General features: G+C 74.3%; 22 protein-coding genes. 12 read left to right on the top strand and 10 right to left on the bottom strand.

Annotation, left to right across the window (positions count from 1 at the left end):
* Window positions 1–912 (top strand): putative PEP-binding protein (locus KIK08_RS09565; protein ID WP_305849576.1); only part of this gene is annotated, 912 nt, incomplete at its 5' end.
* Window positions 913–1001: 89 nt separating this feature from the next.
* Here KIK08_RS09565 and KIK08_RS09570 read toward each other — a convergent pair.
* Together KIK08_RS09570 and KIK08_RS09575 are read right to left on the bottom strand one after the other, a co-directional pair.
* Window positions 1002–1508: a flavin reductase family protein gene (locus KIK08_RS09570; protein ID WP_214402683.1), complete on the bottom strand. Its 507-nt coding sequence runs from the start codon at window positions 1506–1508 to the stop codon at window positions 1002–1004.
* Window positions 1509–1601: 93 nt separating this feature from the next.
* Window positions 1602–2690 carry a sigma-70 family RNA polymerase sigma factor gene (locus KIK08_RS09575; RefSeq protein ID WP_250556657.1) on the bottom strand — a complete coding sequence of 363 codons (1089 nt, stop codon included), beginning with the start codon at window positions 2688–2690 and terminating at the stop codon, window positions 1602–1604.
* Between the two features lie 297 nt (window positions 2691–2987).
* On the opposite strand from KIK08_RS09575, the gene KIK08_RS09580 reads away from it, so the two are divergent.
* On the top strand, window positions 2988–3377 hold the full coding sequence (locus KIK08_RS09580; protein ID WP_214402684.1) for a helix-turn-helix domain-containing protein: 390 nt from the start codon (window positions 2988–2990) through the stop codon (window positions 3375–3377).
* 44 nt (window positions 3378–3421) lie between these two features.
* Here KIK08_RS09580 and dtd read toward each other — a convergent pair whose 3' ends face one another.
* Window positions 3422–3847, bottom strand: coding sequence for a D-aminoacyl-tRNA deacylase (gene dtd / locus KIK08_RS09585; protein WP_214402685.1), 426 nt, complete (start codon window positions 3845–3847; stop codon window positions 3422–3424).
* On the bottom strand, window positions 3844–5334 hold the full coding sequence (locus tag KIK08_RS09590) for a DUF7782 domain-containing protein (protein WP_214402686.1): 1491 nt from the start codon (window positions 5332–5334) through the stop codon (window positions 3844–3846). The genes dtd and KIK08_RS09590 overlap by 4 nt, the downstream gene beginning before the upstream one ends.
* A gap of 58 nt (window positions 5335–5392) precedes the next feature.
* Here KIK08_RS09590 and KIK08_RS09595 point away from each other — a divergent pair, with 58 nt between their 5' ends.
* From KIK08_RS09595 to KIK08_RS09605, 3 genes are all read left to right on the top strand, one after another.
* Window positions 5393–5971 (top strand): HhH-GPD-type base excision DNA repair protein, encoded by a 579-nt coding sequence (locus KIK08_RS09595; protein ID WP_214402687.1) that lies wholly within the window; start codon window positions 5393–5395, stop codon window positions 5969–5971.
* Window positions 5972–5999: 28 nt separating this feature from the next.
* Window positions 6000–6407 carry an ArsR/SmtB family transcription factor gene (locus KIK08_RS09600; RefSeq protein ID WP_214402688.1) on the top strand — a complete coding sequence of 136 codons (408 nt, stop codon included), beginning with the start codon at window positions 6000–6002 and terminating at the stop codon, window positions 6405–6407.
* A 181-nt stretch (window positions 6408–6588) separates the two neighbouring features.
* On the top strand, window positions 6589–6906 hold the full coding sequence (locus KIK08_RS09605) for a DUF3099 domain-containing protein (RefSeq protein WP_214402689.1): 318 nt from the start codon (window positions 6589–6591) through the stop codon (window positions 6904–6906).
* Window positions 6907–6947: 41 nt separating this feature from the next.
* Here the strand turns inward: KIK08_RS09605 and KIK08_RS09610 are convergent, their stop codons facing one another.
* On the bottom strand, window positions 6948–7814 hold the full coding sequence (locus KIK08_RS09610) for a carbohydrate kinase family protein (protein ID WP_214402690.1): 867 nt from the start codon (window positions 7812–7814) through the stop codon (window positions 6948–6950).
* A gap of 2 nt (window positions 7815–7816) precedes the next feature.
* Window positions 7817–8737: a pseudouridine-5'-phosphate glycosidase gene (locus KIK08_RS09615; RefSeq protein ID WP_214402691.1), complete on the bottom strand. Its 921-nt coding sequence runs from the start codon at window positions 8735–8737 to the stop codon at window positions 7817–7819.
* 101 nt (window positions 8738–8838) lie between these two features.
* Between KIK08_RS09615 and KIK08_RS09620 the strand changes: the two genes are divergently transcribed.
* Window positions 8839–9087: a DUF3039 domain-containing protein gene (locus KIK08_RS09620; RefSeq protein WP_214402692.1), complete on the top strand. Its 249-nt coding sequence runs from the start codon at window positions 8839–8841 to the stop codon at window positions 9085–9087.
* A gap of 45 nt (window positions 9088–9132) precedes the next feature.
* Entirely contained in the window at window positions 9133–9822 is a 690-nt protein-coding gene (locus tag KIK08_RS09625; RefSeq protein WP_214402693.1) for a class I SAM-dependent methyltransferase, read from the top strand.
* On the opposite strand, the gene KIK08_RS09630 is transcribed toward KIK08_RS09625, so the two are convergent.
* The 3 genes from KIK08_RS09630 to KIK08_RS09640 form a co-directional block, all read right to left on the bottom strand.
* Complete coding sequence (locus tag KIK08_RS09630) at window positions 9750–10361, bottom strand: TetR/AcrR family transcriptional regulator (protein ID WP_214402694.1); 612 nt, start codon at window positions 10359–10361, stop codon at window positions 9750–9752. The two genes, KIK08_RS09625 and KIK08_RS09630, sit on opposite strands and share 73 nt — an antisense overlap.
* A 496-nt stretch (window positions 10362–10857) precedes the next feature.
* The gene (locus KIK08_RS41330; protein ID WP_214402695.1) at window positions 10858–12282 is read right to left on the bottom strand and encodes a hypothetical protein; all 1425 of its coding nucleotides are present in this window, start codon (window positions 12280–12282) and stop codon (window positions 10858–10860) included.
* Window positions 12279–13466, bottom strand: a complete 1188-nt coding sequence (locus KIK08_RS09640) for a YihY/virulence factor BrkB family protein (RefSeq protein WP_214402696.1) — start codon at window positions 13464–13466, stop codon at window positions 12279–12281. The genes KIK08_RS41330 and KIK08_RS09640 overlap by 4 nt, the downstream gene beginning before the upstream one ends.
* A 177-nt stretch (window positions 13467–13643) precedes the next feature.
* Between KIK08_RS09640 and KIK08_RS09645 the strand changes: the two genes are divergently transcribed.
* Window positions 13644–15350, top strand: coding sequence for a DEAD/DEAH box helicase (locus tag KIK08_RS09645; RefSeq protein WP_308257526.1), 1707 nt, complete (start codon window positions 13644–13646; stop codon window positions 15348–15350).
* A 95-nt stretch (window positions 15351–15445) separates the two neighbouring features.
* Here KIK08_RS09645 and KIK08_RS39735 read toward each other — a convergent pair whose 3' ends face one another.
* On the bottom strand, window positions 15446–15631 hold the full coding sequence (locus KIK08_RS39735; protein WP_250556658.1) for a DUF7455 domain-containing protein: 186 nt from the start codon (window positions 15629–15631) through the stop codon (window positions 15446–15448).
* A 354-nt stretch (window positions 15632–15985) separates the two neighbouring features.
* Between KIK08_RS39735 and KIK08_RS09650 the strand changes: the two genes are divergently transcribed.
* From KIK08_RS09650 to KIK08_RS09665, 4 genes are all read left to right on the top strand, one after another.
* The gene (locus tag KIK08_RS09650; protein ID WP_214402728.1) at window positions 15986–16783 is read left to right on the top strand and encodes an EamA family transporter; all 798 of its coding nucleotides are present in this window, start codon (window positions 15986–15988) and stop codon (window positions 16781–16783) included.
* A gap of 306 nt (window positions 16784–17089) precedes the next feature.
* Entirely contained in the window at window positions 17090–18217 is a 1128-nt protein-coding gene (locus tag KIK08_RS09655) for a sugar ABC transporter substrate-binding protein (RefSeq protein ID WP_214402698.1), read from the top strand.
* Between the two features lie 80 nt (window positions 18218–18297).
* Complete coding sequence (locus KIK08_RS09660; protein WP_214402699.1) at window positions 18298–19071, top strand: ATP-binding cassette domain-containing protein; 774 nt, start codon at window positions 18298–18300, stop codon at window positions 19069–19071.
* Entirely contained in the window at window positions 19071–20552 is a 1482-nt protein-coding gene (locus tag KIK08_RS09665) for a sugar ABC transporter permease (RefSeq protein WP_214402700.1), read from the top strand. Before KIK08_RS09660 ends, KIK08_RS09665 begins: the two co-directional genes overlap by 1 nt.
* Window positions 20553–20561 lie beyond the last annotated feature (9 nt).

The raw sequence follows: 20561 nt of genomic DNA on the forward strand, positions 1-20561 counted from the left end.
GAGCCCGCGCGGACCCGCGACGGCGTGCACGTGCTGGTCGGGGCGAACGTCGGCTCCCCGGCCGACGCCGCGGCCGCCGTCGGCGCCGACCTGGCCGGCCTGGTGCGCACCGAGTTCCTGTTCCTCGACCGCGACAGCGCCCCGGACGTCGACGAGCAGGTGGCCGCCTACCGCGGGGTCGCCGAGGCGATGGGCGGGCGGCGGATCACGCTGCGCACCCTGGACGTGGGCGGCGACAAGCCGCTGCCCTACCTGCCGCTGCCGCCCGAGGCCAACCCGTTCCTCGGGGTGCGCGGCATCCGGCTCGCCGGACCGCACCCCGCGCTGCTGCGCGACCAGCTGCGCGCCGCGGTCCGGGTGGCCCACGAGACGCCGGTCAGCCTGATGCTGCCGATGGTCGCCGCGCTCGACGAGCTGCTGGCCACCCGGCGGGAGCTGGACGCGGTGATCGCCGAGGAGGGCCGCGGTGCGCCGGCCGGCCTGCAGATCGGCATCATGGTCGAGGTGCCGGCCACGGCGCTCAAGGCCGCGGCGTTCGTGCCGCACGTCGACTTCCTCAGCATCGGCACCAACGACCTCACCCAGTACGCGATGGCCGCCGAGCGCGGCAACCCGGCCGTGGCCGCGCTGGCCGACCCGCTCGACCCCGGCGTCCTGCGCCTGGTCGAGGTGGTGTGCCGGGCCGCGCAGGGCCGGGCGCTGGTGGCGGTGTGCGGGGAGGCGGCCGGCGACCCGCTGGCCGCCCGGCTGCTGGTGGGGCTGGGCGTGCGGGAGCTGAGCGTGGTGCCGCCGCTGGTCGCCGCGACCAAGCAGGTGGTGCGCGAGCTGGACGCCGGCGCGGCGGCGCTGGCCGCCGTCGGCGCCCTCACCGCCGACAGCGCCGCCGCCGTCCGGGCGGCCGCGGCCGGCTGATCACCCCGTCCCGGAGTTCAGGAAAGCCACGATGCTGCCCTGTGGGTACAGCATCGTGGCTTTCCTGAACCGGGGCGCGGGGGCGGAGGTCAGGTCGGGGGGCGGCCGGTGACGCCGTATGCGCCGCGGTAGTAGAGCAGGGGCGGGCGCTCGGCGTCGGCGCCCAGGTCGTGCACCCGGCCCACGACGATCGTGTGGTCGCCGCCGTCGTACTCGTTCCACAGGGTGCAGTCGATCCAGGCGCTCACGCCCTCCAGGATCGGCGCGCCCGACGGGGCCGGACGCCACGCCACGCCGGCGAACTTGTCCACCCCGGAGCGGGCGAAGCCCGCGCTGAGCTCCTGGTGGTCGGCGGCCAGGACGTTGACGCAGAAGCCGCTGGCCGTGCGGATCCGCGGCCACGTGGTCGACGTCCGGGCGGGGGAGAGGCTGACCAGCGGTGGGTCGAGGGAGAGCGAGGCGAAGGACTGGCAGGTGAAGCCCGCGGGCCCGTCGTCGCTCATCGCGGTGACGACCACGATCCCCGACACGAAGTGCCCCAGGACCTCCCGCATCACCGCGGGCGAGACCGGTCCGGGCGGCGCGCTACCCGTCATGGTGCAGACACTAGTTGCCGAAACGCCGGTGGGGACCGTCGCCGAGGCGACGATCCCCACAGATCTGCGGATGCGTGGATCAGCTGACGGTGGTCAGCTGGCGTAGGCGCGCAGCCGGTCGGCCCGCTCGCCGAGGCGCAGCTTGGCCATGACCTCGCGCTCGATCTGGCGGACGCGCTCGCGGGAGAGCCCGAAGCGGCGCCCGATCTGGTCCAGCGTGCGCGGCTGGCCGTCGTCGAGGCCGTAGCGCATGCGGATCACGTTCTGCTCGCGGTCCTCCAGGGTGGCCAGCACCCGGCGGAGGTCGTCGTGCAGGAGGTGGGAGATGACCGTGGTCTCCGCGTCGGCCGACTCGCCGTCCTCGATGAAGTCGCCCAGGGGCGCCTCCTCGTCGGACCCGACCGGCATGTCCAGGCTCACCGGGTCGCGCGCGTGGTCGAGCAGATCGGCGATCTTGTTCTCCGCGATGCCGGACTCCGCGGCCAGCTCCTCGTGGGTCGCGTCGCGGCCGAGGCGCTGGTGCAGGTCGCGGCGGATGCGGGCGAGCTTGTTGACCTGCTCGACGAGGTGCACGGGCAGCCGGATCGTGCGGGCCTGGTCGGCCATGCCACGGGTGATGGCCTGGCGGATCCACCACGTGGCGTAGGTGGAGAACTTGAAGCCCTTGGCGTAGTCGAACTTCTCCACCGCGCGGATCAGACCCAGGTTGCCCTCCTGGATCAGGTCGAGCAGGGGCATGCCGCGACCGGTGTAGCGCTTGGCCAGCGACACGACGAGCCGGAGGTTGGCCTCCAGCAGGTGGTTGCGGGCGCGGGTGCCGTCGCGGACGACGTGGCGCAGGTCCGCGGCGTACTGCTTGTCGAGCGGGCGGCCCTCGGCGGCGGCCGTGTCCAGGACGTGCTGGGCGAACACCCCGGCCTCGATGCGGCGGGCCAGGTCGACCTCCTGCGCCGCGGTGAGCAGCGCGGTCTTGCCGATGCCGTTCAGGTAGACGCGGACCAGGTCGGCCGCCGGGCTCTGGGCGTCGAGGTCCTCCGCGGACAGCTCCGGGCGCCCCGACTCCTGCGTGGTCTCCTCGATCGACTCCTCGGTGGCGAGCGCCCTGGTGCGATCGGTACGCTGTGCCGGGACCGTCGACACCGTCGTACGGTCTCCCCGCGCTGCGGTGAGTGACGTCGTCATGTGCGTGAGTTCCTCCCCTGCGCGACCCCGGGCGGGCGTGGTGTGCCTCTGCCGGGGTTCTCAGTGCGTCCAACGCGCCGCCGCGCCGTAACGTTCCCAACACGGCGATGTGCCCTCGACCACTCTCAGCGGTCTTTCAGCGTCGACGTGGTGTAGATACCCGGCTTCACCGCCGCCACACGGCAACCGCCCGCGGTGTGACGCATCGCGCCCGCGGGCCTACGCCGGTCGGACCGAGCCCCCGCGGGCCCGACCGGCAGGAGTTCCGTCCATCGTGGTCCCCGGCATGATGGGGACATGAGTTCGGACGGTGACGGGGCCCGGTCGCGGTCGGCGTGGTCGAACCCGCTGGGCGAGTTCATCCGCGCCCAGCGCCAGCTCGCCCGCCTGTCGCTGCGTGAGATGGCCGCCATGACCAGCGTCTCCAACGCCTACCTCTCGCAGGTGGAGCGAGGGCTGCACCAGCCGTCGCTGAAGGTGCTGCAGTCCATCGCCGAGGCGCTGCAGCTGTCCACCGAGCAGCTGCTGGGCCAGGCCGGCTGGGCGACCGGGGCGGAGAAGGACGCGCCCGCGGCGCAGCCCGCCCCGATCGGCACCGAGGACGCCATCCGGGCCGACCCGCGGCTCACCCCCGAGCAGCGCACCGCGTTGATCGGCGTGTACCGCAGCTTCGTCGGCGACGACTGAATCCCCCGCGGCGGTCGCCCGTCCGAACAGCCGGGGAAGCGCGGTCAGGTCTCGACCAGGACGGTGAACGGGCCGTCGTTGACCGATTCGACGGCCATGCTCGCCCCGAACACCCCGGTCGCCACCGTGGCCCCGCGATCACGCAGCCGCGCCACGACGGCCTCCACGAGGGGCTGCGCGTGCTCCGGGCGGGCCGCCGCCGACCACGACGGCCGCCTGCCCTTGCGCGTGTCGCCGTAGAGCGTGAACTGGCTGACCACCAGCAGCGGGGCGCCGGTCTCGGCGCAGGAGCGCTCGTCGGACAGGATCCGCAGCTCGTGCAGCTTGCGGGCCATCGCGTCGGCCGCACCGGCGCCGTCGTCGCGGTGCACGCCCAGCAGCACCAGCAGCCCGGGGCCGGTGATCTCCCCGACGACCTCGTCGGCCACGCGCACCGCGGCGCGCCGCACGCGGGCGGCGACCGCCCTCACGGCCCGGCCGGGCGCAGCAGCCCGTGCCGGACGAACTCGCGCACGGCCGGCAGCGTCGCCGCGACCAGCTCGTCGGCCGGCCGGTCGTGGGCGAACGACAGCAGCTCGACGAGCTCGTCGAGGGCCAGCGCGCCCCGGCAGCCGGCCAGCAGCGCGGCGGCGGGCTCGTCGACCTCGTGGCGCCAGCGCGGCCCGTCCATGCGCGTCACCGCGGCGCCGACCTCGCTCCACCCGTCGTCGCCCGGCTCGGCGAACCGCTCCAGCACCACCGACGGCGCCAGGACGAGCCGGGCGGACAGCAGTGCCTCGTCGGTGGCGTGGGCGCGCAGCCAGTCGATGCGGTCGAGCCAGCCCTCGACCTCGGGGCCGAGCGGGTCCTCGAACTCGCCGTGCAGGTCCTCGAACACGACGGTGGGCGGCCCGTCGGTGCGCCGCAGCACCAGGTGGCCGAAGCCGACGGCCTCCACCCGCTCGCGCTCCATCCAGTCCAACCACTCCCCGGCCTGCGCGCGCGCCTGCGGGGAGGCGGTGTCCAGCCCGCCGTCGCGCTGCCAGGTGCCCACGTGCAGGGCCGGGTCGGCGACCTCGCGCTGCACGATCCAGGCGTCGACGCCGTCGGGCAGCCAGGAGCGCAGCCGGTCGGGCCAGTCCTCGCCGCGCACGTGCAGCCACGAGCCCAGCAGTTGGGCGACCCCGCCCGGGGCGAGGTGGTCGGGCAGCGCGCGGACCAGCATGGCCAGCGCGTCGTCGCCGCCCATGCCGGAGTCGCGGTAGACGAAGTCGACGCGCGGCGGCCCGGGCACGAACGGCGGGTTGGAGACGATGCGGTCGAACCGCCGCCCGGCCACCGGCTCGAGCCACGGGCCCTCCAGCAGTTCGACGTCGAGCTCGTTGAGCGCGAACGTGGCCCGGGCCATGGCCAGCGCCCGCGGCGCGACGTCGGTCGCGGTGACCGAGTCGACGTGCCGGGTGGCGTGCAGCGCCTGCACCCCGCAGCCGGTACCGAGGTCGAGCAGGGTGCCGGCGGGGCGGCGGGCGGTGGCCGCGGCGAGGGTGAGCGACGCGGCGCCGACGCCGGTCACGTGGTCGCGCTCCTGGCGGCGGCGGTCGAGGTCGGACAGCACCCACCAGTCGCGGTCCTCGTCGCCGTAGGGGCGCAGGTCGAGCACCGCGACCCAGCCGTCGCCGTCGCCACGATCAGCTCTGCGCAGCAGCCCGGCGGCCGCGGCGTCGGCCGGGTCCAGCGGGGCCAGCGCCGCGCGCACCGCCGCGTCGGGCTCGACGGAACCCAGCAGCAGGAGCCGGACGAGGACGCCGAGCTCGCCCGCGTCGCGGGTGGTGCGGAACGCCGGCTCGACCTCGCCGCGGCCCAGCGCGGCGTGCGCGGAGCCGCCGAGCAGCGCACGCACCCCGTCGGTGGAGTAGGCGGCCTTGGTCAGCGCGGTGCGCAGGGCGTCGGCGACGGCGGGGGAGAACTGCGGATCCACCCCCCGATCCTCCCGGAGCGGCCGCCGTCCGCTCGTCGGGGGCGCTAACCTGCTCGCCGTGCCGCTCCGCCTGAGCCAGAACGCCGACGCCGACGCGCTGCTCGACCGCGACCCGCTGGCCCTGCTGATCGGGATGCTGCTCGACCAGCGGGTGCCGATGGAGCACGCCTTCTGGGCGCCTGCCGAGCTGGCCGACCGGCTCGGCCGCGACCGGCTCGACGCCGCCGAGATCGCCGGGTACGACCCGCAGGCCCTGGTGGCGATCTTCGCGAAGCCGCGGGCCCTGCACCGCTTCCCCAAGATGATGGCCGAGCGGGTGCAGGCGCTGTGCGCGGCGGTGGTCGAGCGCTACGACGGCGACATCTCCCGGCTGTGGGCCGACGTCCCCGACGGCCTCACCCTGCGCTCGCGGCTGGTCGCCCTGCCCGGCTACGGCATGCAGAAGGCGCAGATCTTCACGGCGCTGCTGGGCAAGCAGCGGGGGGTGACCCCGCCGGGCTGGCGCGAGGCGGCGGGCGCGTACGGCGAGGAGGGCTGCTTCCGCTCCGTCGCCGACGTCGTCGACCCGGAGTCGCTGGCGAAGGTCCGCGAGACGAAGCAGGCCGCCAAGGCGGCGGCGAAGGCGCCGAAGTCCTGAGCGCTGGTGGGCCACTAGGGTCGACGGGGTGCACCAGGTGCCCCCGGCGTTGCGCGGAGCGCGCGTCATCGACCCCGACCAGGTGTGCGACGCGACGGCGGTGCTCGCCGACGCGACCGGGATCGACCGCACGGCGGGCCTGCTCGACGCGCTCGGCGACGCCAAGCGGCTGAGCATCGTGCTCGCCCTGCGCCACGCGGGCGACCTGTGCGTCTCCGACCTGGCGCTCGCGGTCGGGATGAGCGACAGCGCCGTCTCGCACGCGCTGCGGCTGTTGCGCGCCCACGGCATGGTCAGCGCCCACCGGCAGGGCCGGTTGGTGCGCTACCGGGTCACCGGGGAGCTGACCGGGCGCCTGCTCGACGTCGTCTCCGAGGTGGTCGTCGGGGACGTCTCGCTGCACGCGCACGCCGCCGGGAACGGCGAACCGGACTGACCGGACGACCACCCGTCCGGGGCGTGACGCAGGCCACGCCGCCCGCGGCGGGGTTCGCAGGCGACCGGTCGGCGCCGGTGGGACGATGGTCGAGGCGGTCGGGTGGCCCGACACAGGTCGCGGACCATCGCGGTGCATGCCGCCGACGACAGCGCCCCACCGGGTGCCAGCGAGGAGCACCATGTCAGACCCCCAGCAGCGTGCCGCCGAACCGGTGCTGATCACCGACGCGGAGCTGTCCTACGAGGAATCCCTGAAGGTCCGCAAGCAGCGCTACAAGATCATGATGGGGCTGCGGATCCCGCTGATGGTGCTGGCCGCGGTCTTCTACCAGATCCCCTGGCTGGCGGTGTCGCTGCTGGTGCTGTCCATCCCGCTGCCCTGGATGGCGGTGCTGATCGCCAACGACCGGCTGCCGCGCAAGGTCGAGAAGGTCAACCGGTACCAGGCCGACCGGCGCGCCATCGAGCCCAAGGAGCACCCGGTCATCGACGGCTGACCGTCGAGAACGAGGTTGTCGTGATCAACAGGGCTTGTTGATCACCACAGGTTCGTTCTCGACGGGCTCGGGCGGGCACCCGGGACGGTGACGGCGGCCGAGCCCGCGGCGCACCCGGCCCGCAGCGCCTCCACCGGCCCGGCCCCGCCCAGCCAGGCCACCAGCAGGCCCGCGTCGAACGCGTCGCCGGCGCCGGTCGGGTCGACCACCGTCGCCCGCGGGGCCGGCACCGCCCACGTCCCGTCGCCGTCCTCCCAGATCGCCCCGGCCGCACCGCGCGTCGCGGCCACCGCGCCCACCCCGGGCACCAGCGGGTCGGGGCCCAGCGCGGCCAGTTCGTCGGCGTTGGGCAGCAGCAGGTCGACCCCGCGCACCCACTCCCGGAACCGCCCGGTCAACCCGGGCGCGGCCTGCGGGTCGACCGAGCGGCTCAGCCCGCGCGCCGCCGCGGCCGCCAGCGCCACCCGGCCCGCCGCCCGCGACGACTCGTCGAGCAGCACGTAGCCCGACAGGTGCAGGTGGTCGACGCCGTCCAGGTCGGGGATGTCGTCGGGGTGCAGCCGGGCGGCGGCGCCCCGGTCGGAGAGCATCGTGCGCTCGCCGTCGCCGAGCAGGACGACGACGGTGCACGTCGGGGCGTCGCCGTCGACGGCGAGCACCGGGCGGACCCCTGCGTCGGCGAGGTCGCGCGCTGCCGCGCGGCCGGCCGGGTCGTCGCCCACCCGCCCGACCATCGTCACCTCGGCGCCCAGGTGCGCCAGCCAGGCCGCGGTGTTCGCGCCCGCCCCGCCCGCGCCGGTCCGGATCGCCGCCGGCACGTCCGCGCCCGGCACCGCGGGGCGCCCCGGCGTGACCCGCACGTCGAGCGCCACGTCGCCGACCACGACGACCCGGGGTGCGCGGGGCACGCTCAGCCGACCGCGGCCACGGCCACGCGGGCGGCGAGCTCGGCGTTGGCCCGCACCAGGGCCAGGTTGGCGCGCAGGCTCGCCCCGCCGCTGCCGGCGTGGAAGTGCGCCAGCAGGGCCGGGGTGACGTCCTTGCCGGTGATCCCGCGCTCGGCCAGCAGGGCGAGGCCCTCGGCGAGCAGGCGGTCGTGCAGGTCGGCGTCGAGCTCGTCGTCGGCCGGCACCGGCTGGGCGAGCACGGCACCGGCCGGGGCGCCCAGCTCCCGGTGCGCCCGCCAGGCCGCCGCGGCCTGGGCGGGCTCGTCCACCCGCCAGGGCACCGGGTGGCCGGAGTCGCGCCGGTAGAACCCGGGGAAGGCGTCGGTGCGGTAGCCCAGCACCGGGACCGACTCGGTCTCCAGCACCTCCAGGGTGGCCGCCACGTCCAGGATCGACTTCACCCCGGAGCAGACCACCAGCACCGGCGTGCGGGCCAGCGCGCCGAGATCGGCCGAGACGTCCCAGCTGTCGCGGGCACCGCGGTGCACGCCGCCGAGCCCACCGGTGGCGAACACCTCCACCCCGGCCAGCCGGGCCAGCGCGGCCGTGGCGGCCACCGTGGTGGCGCCGTCGCCGCCGAGCCCGACGGCCGGGCCCAGGTCGCGGACGGAGAGCTTGCGCAGCTCGCCGGAGCAGACCCGGTCGAGCTCGCCGGCCGACAGCCCGACCCGCGGCACGCCGTCGAGGACGGCGACCGTGGCGGGCACGGCGCCCTGCGCGCGGACGGCCTTCTCCAGCTCGTCGGCGGCGTCGCGGTTGCCCGGCGCGGGAAGGCCGTGGGCGAGCAGCGTGCTCTCCAGCGCGACGACGCCGACGCCGCCGGCCAGCGCCTCGGCGACCTCCGCGGACACGCGCACGGGGCCCGGCCCGGGGGAACCACTCACCACTGCCTCCCGTCGGGGCCGTCCTGTCCATCATCGACATTACCGGCGGGCGGTCCGAGCGGTGGCTGCCCCGCCACGGTCGCATGCGGCATCATGGGCGAATGGCCACCCAGGTGCTGCCCGATGTCGACACCCGCCCCGAGGGCACCGACACCACCGGCGACGACACCCCCAAGATGTTCCACTACGTCCGCAAGAACAAGATCGCGGAGAGCGCTGTGCTGGGCAACATGGTCACGGCGCTGTGCGGGGAGACTTTCCCGGTCACCCGTTCCCCGAAGCCGGGCTCACCCGTCTGCCCGGACTGCAAGAAGATCTACGAGTCGCTGCGGCCAGGGGACGACAGCTGAGCGATCGTCTGGTTGAGCACGCCTTCTCGGGGGAAACTCGTCACTGTGCGCAATGACACGACCAGCGCTGACAGCCGCTGGACGGCGACGATGCGGGGCTGGATCTACAACCGGCTGGTGTCGGGCCTGACCACGAGCTGGTACCGCGAGGTCCTGACCAGGCTCCCCGACGGGGCGCGCGTGCTGGACGTGGGGATCGGCACCGGTGCCGCCCTCGCCCGCTGCGCGGAGATCGTGCGGGCCAAGGACCTGGAGATCGTCGGCCTCGACATCGACGCCGACTACCTCGACCGCTGCCGCGGCGAGATGGCCAGAGCCGGGCTGGCCGGGCGCGTCGAACCCGTGCTGGCCTCGGTCTACGACCACGACGACGGCCCCTACGACGCGGTCTACTTCAGCGCGAGCCTCATGCTGCTGCCCGACCCGGTGGCCGCCATCTCGCACACGGCCGGGCTGCTGACCCCGCAGGGGCGGCTGTTCAGCACCCAGACCTTCCACCACCGCCGCTCGGTGGTGCGGGAACGGGTCAAGCCGATGCTGCACCGGCTGACCACCATCCACTTCGGGCGCGTCACCTACGAGCACGAGCTGCGCAACGCGTTCATCGCCGCCGGCGTGGAGCTGGTCGAGCTGACGACGATGAGCGACCGGGGCAACTCGTCCTACCGGCTGGCCGTCGGCCGCGTCCGCGGCGCCGAGGACGACGCGGGCGACGGCCGGGCCAGCGCCGCCTGACCCCCGGCCCGCTCGAAGCCGTCCAGCAGGGCGGTGAGCCCGAACCGGAACCGCTCCTCGGCGTCGGCGGCGGCGCGGCCGCCCCCGGCCGCGGCGACGACCTCCGCGACCACCAGGCCGACGGTGAGGCTGCGCACACACCCGATCATCGACACCCCGGTGTGCGGGTCGAACCCCGCCACCGAGAGCCGACCGGTGAGCCGCTCGTTGCCGCTGGCCACCGTGCCCGCCCGGGTGACGAACACCCCCACCGCCCGCGGGTGGCGGTGCAGCACCGTGCGCACCCGGCACGCGTACGTGGCCAACTCCTGGCGCCACGACGCCGCCCCGGCCGGGCTGTCGAGATCCATCTCGGCGTGCAGCGCGTCGACGATGCCGTCGAGCAGGGCCGCCTTGTCGGGCAGGTGCCGGTAGATGGCCATCGGATCCACCCCGAGCTCGCGTCCCAACCGCCGCATCGAGAGGCCCGCGAGACCGTGGTGGTCGACGAGGGCGAGCGCGGTGTCGACGATGCCCTGGCGGGAGAGGCCCGCCGTCACGGGGGCCGACCGGGTTCGCTGTCGAACATGTGTTCGATTCTAGCGTGGTGAGTGGTCGGGTGGGCAGGGCTCGGCGCCTTCGGCGCATTTGAGGGCCGGGCTTCCCGTTCGGCCCGGGGCCCGGTTCGAGAGCGAAGACGCCAATGGGGGTGCGTGGTGCGTGGTCGCCATCCGAGGTCGAGTCGATCATGTCTTCGGGGTCCTCGCAGATCCGGCGGTGTGCTCGCAGCCCGCCGGCGGGCTGCGACGACTCAGCCAAGGCTGCGACACCCAGCTGGCGCTGCGAGGACACCTCACCCCGCGCTGCGAGGACGCCCCCGTCCGTCCCGCTCCGTCCCGCTCGGCCGCGGAGCGGCCATTTCACCCCCGGTAGCCCCTGCTTGATCCGAGGTCGCCCTCCGCGCAGGAGCCGCCGGAGGTCCCTCAACAGCCCGCCGGAGGCCCCTCGAAAGCGCCGACGGCGCTCAAGCCGCCGGAGCCCCTCAAACAACGAGCGTCATCGCGACAGAACGTAATCCCCCGGCGTAGGCGCCACCGCGTGCAACCCCCGCCCACCCAACTCCGGCGGCGCGTCCACCCGGGCTCCGCTGCGCTGGTCGAGCCAGCGGAGGTGGTCGGTCCACCAGGAACCGGGCAGGGGGATGGCGGTGGTGTGCCAGGTGTCGGGGTCGGCGGGGGTGGCGGGGGCCGCGCGGAAGGTGCGGTCGGAGCCGGGTGGGGCGATCAGGGCCTCGACCGGGCCGCCGGAGGCGAGCGTGAAGCGGGTGTCGCCGGCCAGCAGACGGGCGCTGCGGTACGCGCTCGGCCACGGCCCGTCCTCGCCGGCGACGACGTAGGCGTCGGTGTCGACCTTGGACAGGTCGATGGGGGTGCCCAGGACCCGGACGGCCCCGGCGTGGGCGAGGGCGTCGCGGGCGGCGATGTCGGTGAGGTCGTCGTGCAGCGCGGCGGGCACCCGGGTGGTGTCGGCGGCCCAGAACAGCAGTTCGGCCGAGGGGTCGGCGATCGGTGGCGGGGGAGCGGGGCGGGCTCGTCCGAGTGCGGGCAGCAGCAGGGTGAGGGTGGCCGCCCGGTCGGTGGCGCCGGCCGCGACCAGGTGCGCGAGCAGCGCCGCGGTGATCGTGCCGCCCGAGCCGGTGGCCACCAGCGACACCGCGGACGTCCGGGTGACCCGCTCGCAGGCGTCCATGGCGTCCAGCACGGCCCGCGCGTACGCGTCGAGGCCGCGGTCGGCGTGCTCGGCGCGGGGGTTCCACCAGGACAGCGCGAACACCTGCTGCCCGCCGGCCACCAGGTGCTCGACGAGGCTGCGGCCCGGCGCGAGGTCGGTCAGGTAGTGGCGGTTGACCAGGGAGGGCACCAGCAGCACCGGCACCTGCCGCACGGTCTCGGTGCGGGGCAGGTACTGGATGAGCTCGAACAGCGGGGTGCGCAGCACGACCGCCCCGGGCGTCGCGGCGATCTCCTCGCCGACCACCGGTGCCGGACGCGCGTTGCGTGGTGGCGGGGCGGACGCCCGCCGCCCCGGCACGACGGCCTCCACGAGGTCGTCCACGGCGGTGAGGACGGCGTCGAGGCGGTCGCGGTCGGCCTGGTCGAGCCCGGCGTCGTCGATCAGCCCGGCCGCGGTGGCCCGCCCGGCCCGGTGCGCCTGCACCAGCCGGCTCAGGGCGGGGTTGCCGGGGAGGTCGGGTTCGGGGTCGGCGGTGCCCAGACCGACCCGCAGCAGCTGCCCGGCCAGCGCGGCGGTTCGCCGGCCCACGGCCAGTGGACGGCCGGCCAGTCCGGTGACCAGGCGCAGCACGGTGCCGGTGGGCGGCGCGTCGGGCGGGGGCTCGGCCGGCGGGCCTCCGGCGAGGGGCGGGGCGTCGGCCAGCGCGTCGAGCCCGGCCAGCGCGGCCGGGTCGGGCTGCTCCGTCATCCGCCGTCCTCCGATCCGGTGTCCGCCGCGGTCGGCCGCGACCGGACCGGCCCGCCCGTGGGGTCGCTCGCCGCGCGGTGGGGGGCCGCGCCGCCGACTCCGGGCGATGAGGTGGGCGTCGCCGGCCGCCGACCGGTCGCGCCTGCCTCGTCAGCATGGACGGTCGCGAGGTCCGGCGGCAAGGGCGCGGGCTCGGCGTCGGGGCGGTCGGTGCGCCGGTCGTGGGCGGCGGCGGCCCGGACGGTGGCGATCCGGTGCATCGAGCGCACCCGTTCGGACCTGCGTCGTCGACACGTCGGCCGCGCCGGCCACTCCTCGTCGATGGCGTTGTTCAGGTGCGCGCCGAACACGATCGACAGCCCGAGCAGGAACCCGAAGAGCAGGAACGCGATCGGGGTGGCCAGCGCGCCGTAGGTGTACCCGGTGCTCAGCAGCACCGCGATGTAGATCCGCAGCCCGGTCGTCGTGGCGATGAAGACCACCATCGCGACCAGCGCGCCGGGCAGCAGCCGTCTCCAGGGCAGCGTGTGCGGCAGCGCGAGCCGGTACAGCGTGGTGAGCACGATCACGACGAGCAGCCCGGACGCCGGGAAGTAGAGCCGGTCCAGGAGGTCGACCGCCGTCGGGCGCCACGGATCGGGCAGCACCCCGGGCAGCAGCTCGGGGCCCAGCGCGATCACCGGCAGGGTGAGCACCGCCACCACCAGCGCCACCAGGTAGAGCAGCAGGGAGAAGATCCGCTGCCAGACCGGGTGGCGCACCAGCTTCTGGCCGTGCGCGTCGGTCACCGAGTCGACGATCGAGGCCACCGCGGACGAGCCCGCCCACAGCGCGACGACGAACCCGACGGAGACGATGTCGGCGCGCCCGATGGTCAGGATGCTGTCGGTGGTCGGGACGATGATCTCGTCGACGACCTCCGGGGTGAACACGCTGGCGGAGAAGCCGACGATTGCCCCGCGCACCGCCTCGGTCGTCTGCGGGCCGAACCAGTCGCCGACGAAGCCGAGCGCGCCCAGCAGGGCCAGCAGCAGCGGCGGCAGCGACAGCGCCTGCCAGAAGGCGGCCTGCGCGGAGTGCGAGAAGACGTCCTTGTCCCAGGCCCGGCCCAGCGCCCGCCCGGCGACCCGGCGCAGCGCGCCCGGCCGGTGCGCGAGCCGTGCGGCAGCGTCGTCGGAGATCATCGCCTGCCCAGCATGGACCAACCGGTTCCGCCGGACGTGCCGCGGTGGGTCTGCCGGGGTGCGTCGATGCGGTCCCGTTACGCTGGGGCGGCCACCCGGGGTGGTGTCGCCCGAGGTCCGCCCCGACGGACCCGGCCGCGCGACGCGCTCCCGAGCAGTCGAGACTCAGGGAGTCGTGTGTCCCAGGCCCCGCAGATCGCTCCCTCCGCACGTCCGCTGCGCGCCTGGCAGCGCAGCGCGCTCGCCCGCTACCTGGCCGCCGCGCCGCGCGACTTCCTGGCCGTCGCCACCCCCGGCGCGGGGAAGACGACCTTCGCGCTGCGCGTCGCCGCCGAGCTGCTGGCCGACCGGACGATCGAGGCCATCACCGTGGTCACCCCGACCGAGCACCTCAAGCACCAGTGGTCGCAGGCCGCGGCCCAGGTCGGCATCGCGATCGACCCGGAGTTCCGCAACACCGCGGGCGGCACCTCGTCGGACTACACCGGCATCGCGATCACCTACGCCGGCGTGGCCGCCCACCCGCTGCTGCACCGCGCGCGCACCGAGAACCGCAGGACGCTGGTCATCCTCGACGAGATCCACCACGCGGGCGACGCGCGCTCCTGGGGCGACGGGGTCAAGGAGGCCTTCGACGGCGCCACCCGGCGGCTGACCCTGACCGGGACGCCCTTCCGCAGCGACGACAACCCCATCCCGTTCGTCGACTACCTGCCCGACGCCGAGGGGGCGCTGCGCAGCCGCGCCGACCACTCCTACGGCTACGCCGAGGCGCTGGCCGACGGCGTGGTCCGGCCGGTGGTCTTCCTGGCCTACACGGCCACGTCGAGCTGGCGGACCAGCGCCGGCGAGGAGATCACCGCCCGGCTCGGCGAGCCGCTCACCGCGGAGCAGACGGCGCGGGCCTGGCGCACGGCGCTCGACCCGGGCGGGGAGTGGGTGCCGGCGGTGCTGGCCGCGGCCGACCGCAGGCTGACCAGCCACCGCAACGGCATGCCGGACGCCGGCGGCCTGGTGATCGCCACCGACCAGACCACCGCCCGCGCCTACGCGGGCATCCTGGCCGGCATCACCGGCACGATGCCGGCGGTCGTGCTGTCCGACGAGAAGGGCGCCTCCGCCCGCATCGCCCGGTTCGCCGAGTCCGACGAGCGCTGGATGGTGGCCGTCCGGATGGTGTCCGAGGGCGTCGACGTGCCCCGCCTCGCCGTCGGCGTGTACGCGACCAGCGCCTCGACCCCGCTGTTCTTCGCCCAGGCCGTGGGCCGGTTCGTCCGCTCGCGGCGCCCGGGGGAGACGGCATCGGTGTTCGTGCCGAGCGTCCCGGTCCTGCTCGGGCTGGCCAGCGAGTTGGAGGCCCAGCGCGACCACGTGCTGGGCGCGCCGCACCGCGGCGAGGAGAAGTGGGACGACGAGCTGCTGGCCGCCGCGCAGCGCCAGCAGGACGAGCCCGGCGAGGACGACAAGTCGTTCACCGCGCTGGGCGCCGAGGCCGAGCTCGACCAGCTCATCTACGAGGGCACGTCGTTCTCCGCCGACGAGGAGGACTACCTGGGCCTGCCCGGCCTGCTCGAGCCCGAGCAGGTGCGCACGCTGCTCAACCAGCGGCAGAAGGAGTGGATGACCCGCTCCAAGGCGGCTCCCGCCCCGGCGGCGCCGCCGCCCCCGCCGCGCCCGGAGCGCGGCCGGCTCTCGGTGCGCGAGCAGCTCACCCAGCTGCGCAAGGAGCTCAACACGCTCGTCGCGCTGCACAACCACCGCACCCGCAAGCCGCACGGCGTGATCCACAACGAGCTGCGCAAGGCCTGCGGCGGGCCGCCCACGGCGATGGCCAGCATCGAGCAGCTCGAGGAGCGGATCGCCACCCTGCGCAGCTGGCGCTGACGGGCCGGCGGACCCGGGTACGACGAAGGGCGGGAGCCCGTGGGCCCCCGCCCTCCGTCACGTCACACGGCGCCGGATCGAGGTCCGGCGCCCGGTCAACCGCCGGACTGCATCTCGACGCGCAGCTCGCGGAGCTTGTCCCCGTGAGCCTTGGCGTGGTGTCCGCAGAACAGCAGCTCCCCACCGGACGGCAGAACCGCCCGGACCTTCGCGGCCGCTCCGCACCGGTCACAGCGGTCTGCAGCGGTCAACTCGGGTCGGGTCAGGGTTCCAGGCTGCATAGCGGTCTCCCTCCGTCTCGGCTCCGGGCTGGGCCCGGAGCCGCTCACTGTGACGACCGCTCACGCGGTACGTCCCACTCTCCCAGACGTTCAGAACCCCTGCACATGTTCCCGCCGGGGTGGCGAGAACGGTCACGTCGACCGAGTTGGCCGTTCGCAGCACGGTGGCTGCCGGTTGCCTCGGGGGCTTGCTGATTCAGTTGACGACATGTGAATCATGCGGTGCACGATGGAGTGGCCGCAAGCCGACTCGTGTAAACAACGTCCGAGCGGTGACTACCGTGTGGAGTCGTGACGACAGCATTGGTGGCGCGGGCCCCGGCCCCGGCCCTGTTCGTCGTCGGCGCGGTCTCGATGTACGTGGGCGCGGCGCTCGCGGTGGGCCTGTTCGACCGGCTGCCGCCGGCGGCGGTGGCCGTGCTGCGCGTGCTGGGTGCGGCGGTGGTGCTGCTGGCGTGGCGGCGGCCGTCGGGGGAGTCGTGGCGCGGCAGGCGGCTGCTGCGGGCCTCGGCGTTCGGCCTGGCCACCGCGCTGATGAACGTGGCGTTCTACGAGGCGATCGCCCGGCTGCCGCTGGGCACCGCGGTGGCGATCGAGTTCTGCGGCCCGGTGGCGGTGGCCGCCGTGGCCTCGCGCCGGTTCCGTGATGTCGGGGCGGTCGTGCTGGCCGCGGTCGGCGTGCTGCTGATCGCCGATGTGCGCTGGTCGGGGCAACCGGCAGGGGTCATCTGGGCGCTCGCCGCCGCCACCATGTGGGCGGCCTACATCCTCCTGGGCAAACGGGTGGCCACCGCCGGCAACGGACTGGACGACATGGCCGTCGGGTTCGCGGTCGCCGCGGTGCTGCTGTCACCGCTCGTGTTCCTCGGCGGGGTGGCACCGCTGGTCGATCCGATGGTGCTCGTGCTGGGCGTCGGGGTGGGCGTGCTGTCCAGCGTGGTGCCCTACGTGCTCGACCAGCTGGTGCTGCGCCGCGTCGGGCAGGCCCGGTTCGCGGTGCTCCTGGCGCTGCTCCCGGCCACCGCGACGGTGGTGGGTCTGCTCGCGTTGACCCAGGTGCCGAGCCTGCTGGAGGGGGCCGGCATCCTGGCGGTGGTGGTGGCCGTCGCGGTCCGGTCGAGGGACGGGGACAGCCCGCCGCCGGCCGATTGACCCCTTCTCGGCACGCACAGTGACCACTCGGACGCTGACGTGGTGTGACGACCGACGTGGCGTTCGAGTGAGCGATGGGCGCTCGGGGTGAACCCTCGGTCGGCGTAGCCACCGGGCGGGTCGCGGTGGGTCCGGTGGCCGGCTACTTACGGTGCCATCCGCAACAAACCAGGGCCGCGTGACGCAAATGTGACGATTTCGCTACGACTTGAACGATTCAGTGTGCTTGGCGCCACGCGGGTCGGCGACATACGTTGTCGCCCACAACATTTACCCCCTGATCCCCGACGCTGTGGAAGGACAACCATGCGCATCAGGAGAACAGCGATCGCGGCCGCCGGGCTGGGGCTCGCTCTCACCCTCGCCGCCTGCGGCCAGAACGCCGCGACCCCCTCGGCCCCGGCCGAGAGCGGAGGCGCCGCGGCGCCCGCCGAGGGCGCGGCCAAGGTCGGCGTCATCCTCCCGGAGACCGACAGCTCGGCCCGCTGGGAGGGCTTCGACAAGCCGCTGCTGACCGAGGCCATGGCGGCCGAGGGCCTGGACGCGGACATCCAGAACGCCCAGGGCGACGAGCAGAAGTTCGCCACCCTGGCCGACGGCATGCTCTCCAGCGGCGTCAAGGTGCTGGTCATCGCCTCGATCAGCAGCGAGTCGGGCGCTGCGGTCGCGGAGAAGGCCAAGGCGCAGGGCGTGCCGGTCATCGACTACGACCGCCTCAACCTCGGCGGCTCCAGCGACTACTACGTCTCGTTCGACAACACCCGGGTCGGCAACCTGCAGGGCGAGGGCCTCAAGGAGGCCCTGGCCAGCACGCCGGGGGCGCAGGTGATCGAGATCGAGGGCGCGCCGACCGACAACAACGCCACCCTGTTCTACAACGGCCAGCAGGAGATCCTGAAGCCGCTGTACGACTCGGGCGCGCTGAAGCTGGTCCAGTCCCAGCCGATCGAGAAGTGGGACAACCAGATCGGCGGCACCACCTTCGAGCAGATCCTGACCGGCAACGGCGGTGCGGTCGACGGCGTCGTCGCCGCGAACGACGGCCTCGCCGGCGCGATCATCACCGTGCTGCAGAAGTACGGCCTCAACGGCAAGGTCCCGGTGACCGGCCAGGACGCCACCCCGGACGGCCTGCAGGCCATCCTGCGCGGCGACCAGTACATGACGGTCTTCAAGCCGATCAACGAGGAGGCCGAGGCCACCGCCAAGCTGGCCGCCGCGCTGGCCAAGGGCGACAAGGCCGCTGCCGACGCGATCGCGACCGACACCGAGAAGGACCCGACCGGCAACCGCGACGTGCCCTCGGTGCTGCTGACCCCGCAGTCGATCACCAAGGACAGCGTCAAGACGGTCATCGACGCGGGCGCCGTCAAGGCCTCCGAGGTCTGCGTGGGCGACCTGCAGGCCGTCTGCACCGAGCTCGGCATCAGCTGACACTCGGCCCGTCCGGGCGGGGAGGCGCCGCGATCCGGCGCCTCCCCACCGGCGCATCCACGAGAGCCGAGGAGGGCTCGATGACCGATCCGATCCTGCAGCTGAGGGCGGTGTCGAAGAGCTTCGGCGCCGTCCAGGTGCTGCACGACGTCGACTTCACCGTGCGCGCGGGCGAGGTCACCGCGCTGGTCGGCGACAACGGCGCCGGCAAGTCCACGCTGGTCAAGTGCGTGGCCGGGATCCACCCGATCGACGGCGGGGAGATCCTGTTCAACGGCGAGCCGGTGTCGATCACCGCCCCGGCCGACGCCGCGCGCCTCGGCCTCGAGGTCGTCTACCAGGACCTCGCCCTGGCCGACAACCTCGACATCGTGCAGAACATGTTCCTCGGCCGCGAGCGCGGCCGGTCCTGGCTGCTCGACGAGGCCGACATGGAGCAGGCGGCGCGCAAGACGCTCGCCTCGCTGTCGGTGCGCACCGTGACCTCGGTGCGGATGCCGGTCGCGGCTCTGTCCGGCGGGCAGCGCCAGACCGTGGCCATCGCCAAGGCGGTCCTGTGGGACTCCAAGGTCGTGCTGCTCGACGAGCCGACCGCCGCGCTGGGCGTGGCCCAGACCCGCCAGGTGCTCGACCTCGTCCGCCGCCTCGCCGAGCAGGGCCTGGGCGTGGTGCTGATCAGCCACAACATGGCCGACGTCTTCGAGGTCTCGGACCGCATCGCCTGCCTGTACCTCGGCCGCATGGTGGCCCAGGTGCCCACCAAGGAGGTCAGCCACGGCCAGGTCGTCGAGCTGATCACCGCGGGCCGCTCCGGCGAGCTGGGCCTGCAACGACCGGAAAGCGTGACCGCCTGATGGCTGCTCCCACCGAGGGTCCCGAGAAGGCGGACCTCAACAAGACCGATCCCGAGCCGGCCGGCGCCGCCGAGCGGGCGGCCCCGGCGTCGGCGCGGGCCGCCGACTTCGGCATCGACACGACGGCCAAGTCCACCAGCGAAGCCGTTCGCGGCTACCTGACGAACCTGCGCAACGGCGACCTCGGCGCCCTGCCGGCCCTGCTCGGCCTGCTGGCGCTGTTCATCCTGTTCACCGCGCTGGACGGCGGCGGCACCTTCCCGAGCCTGCTCAACCTGGCCAACCTGCTCCAGCAGGGCGCCGGCCAGACGATCATCGCCATGGGCCTGGTGTTCGTGCTGCTCACCGGCGAGATCGACCTGGCGGCCGGCACCGCGTCCGGGCTCGCCGCGGCGGTCATGGCCCTGCACCTGGTGGCCGGCGGCAACCTGCTGGGCGCGATGGGCACCACGGTGTTCATCATGTTCGCGCTGGTGGTCGTGCTGGCCATCGCGCTCGCCCTGCTGCTGCGGATCTGGGCGGGCGCGGCCTTCTCCGCGGTGGCGCTGATCCTGCTCGTCATCGGGTTCCCGCCCAACCCGTGGCTGCAGATGCTCATGGCGGTCTGCGTCGGCGTCGTGATCGGCTGCCTCACCGGGTTCCTGGTGGCCAAGGTCGGCATGCCGTCGTTCGTGGTGACGCTGGCGCTGTTCATCGCGTGGCAGGGCGTGATCCTGCAGCTCATCGGCGACGGCGGCACGCTGGGCCTGCGCGACCCGGTGCTGTTCAACGTGGCCAACGGCAACCTGTCCACGCTGTGGAGCTGGGTGCTGTTCGTGGTGGCCGCGGGCGGCTACGCCGCGGTCCTGCTCAACCGGCAGGCCTCGCGCCGGCGGCTCGGCCTGGTCGCCCAGCCCACCGGGCTGGTGCTGCTCAAGATCGCCGCGGTGGTGGTGCTGGCCGCGATCGCGACGCTGCTGCTCACTCAGAACCGCGGCCCCGGCTCGGTGGTGATCTCCGGCGTGCCCTACGTCGTGCCGATCGTGCTGGTGCTGATGGTGGCGGGCACCTTCGTGCTCGACCGGACCCGGTTCGGCCGCCACGTCTACGCCGTCGGCGGCAACCGCGAGGCCGCCCGCCGCGCGGGCATCGACGTCGTGCGCATCCGGGCCACCGTGTTCGTGATCTCCGCCGCGTTCGCCGCGATCGGCGCGATCGTCTACTCGTCCAAGGTCGGCTCGGTCTCGCCCAGCGCGGGCGGCGGCAACACGCTGCTGTTCGCGGTCGGCGCGGCGGTCATCGGCGGCACGTCGCTGTTCGGCGGCCGGGGGCGGATCAGCAATGCGGTGATCGGTGGCGCGGTGCTCGCCACGGTCAACAACGGGCTCGGCCTGCTCGGCATGCCGGCGTCGGTGGTGTTCCTCGTCAACGGCGTCGTGCTGCTGCTGGCCGCCGGTGTGGACGTGCTCTCCCGGCGTCGATCGGCCGTCTCCGTACGGTGAGCCGGGCGT

The sequence above is a fragment of the Pseudonocardia lacus genome (assembly GCF_018531445.1).
In the GTDB taxonomy this organism is placed as follows: domain Bacteria; phylum Actinomycetota; class Actinomycetes; order Mycobacteriales; family Pseudonocardiaceae; genus Pseudonocardia; species Pseudonocardia lacus.

Coding starts and splice junctions, on each gene's coding strand:
- KIK08_RS09655 (WP_214402698.1), top strand. CDS start 17,090: ATGCGCATCAGGAGAACAGCGATCGCGGCCGCCGGGCTGGGGCTCGCT.
- KIK08_RS09570 (WP_214402683.1), bottom strand. CDS start 1,508: ATGACGGGTAGCGCGCCGCCCGGACCGGTCTCGCCCGCGGTGATGCGG.
- KIK08_RS09665 (WP_214402700.1), top strand. CDS start 19,071: ATGGCTGCTCCCACCGAGGGTCCCGAGAAGGCGGACCTCAACAAGACC.
- KIK08_RS09575 (WP_250556657.1), bottom strand. CDS start 2,690: ATGACGACGTCACTCACCGCAGCGCGGGGAGACCGTACGACGGTGTCG.
- KIK08_RS09580 (WP_214402684.1), top strand. CDS start 2,988: ATGAGTTCGGACGGTGACGGGGCCCGGTCGCGGTCGGCGTGGTCGAAC.
- KIK08_RS09620 (WP_214402692.1), top strand. CDS start 8,839: ATGGCCACCCAGGTGCTGCCCGATGTCGACACCCGCCCCGAGGGCACC.
- KIK08_RS09650 (WP_214402728.1), top strand. CDS start 15,986: ATGTACGTGGGCGCGGCGCTCGCGGTGGGCCTGTTCGACCGGCTGCCG.
- KIK08_RS39735 (WP_250556658.1), bottom strand. CDS start 15,631: ATGCAGCCTGGAACCCTGACCCGACCCGAGTTGACCGCTGCAGACCGC.
- KIK08_RS09640 (WP_214402696.1), bottom strand. CDS start 13,466: ATGATCTCCGACGACGCTGCCGCACGGCTCGCGCACCGGCCGGGCGCG.
- KIK08_RS09605 (WP_214402689.1), top strand. CDS start 6,589: ATGTCAGACCCCCAGCAGCGTGCCGCCGAACCGGTGCTGATCACCGAC.
- KIK08_RS09660 (WP_214402699.1), top strand. CDS start 18,298: ATGACCGATCCGATCCTGCAGCTGAGGGCGGTGTCGAAGAGCTTCGGC.
- KIK08_RS41330 (WP_214402695.1), bottom strand. CDS start 12,282: ATGACGGAGCAGCCCGACCCGGCCGCGCTGGCCGGGCTCGACGCGCTG.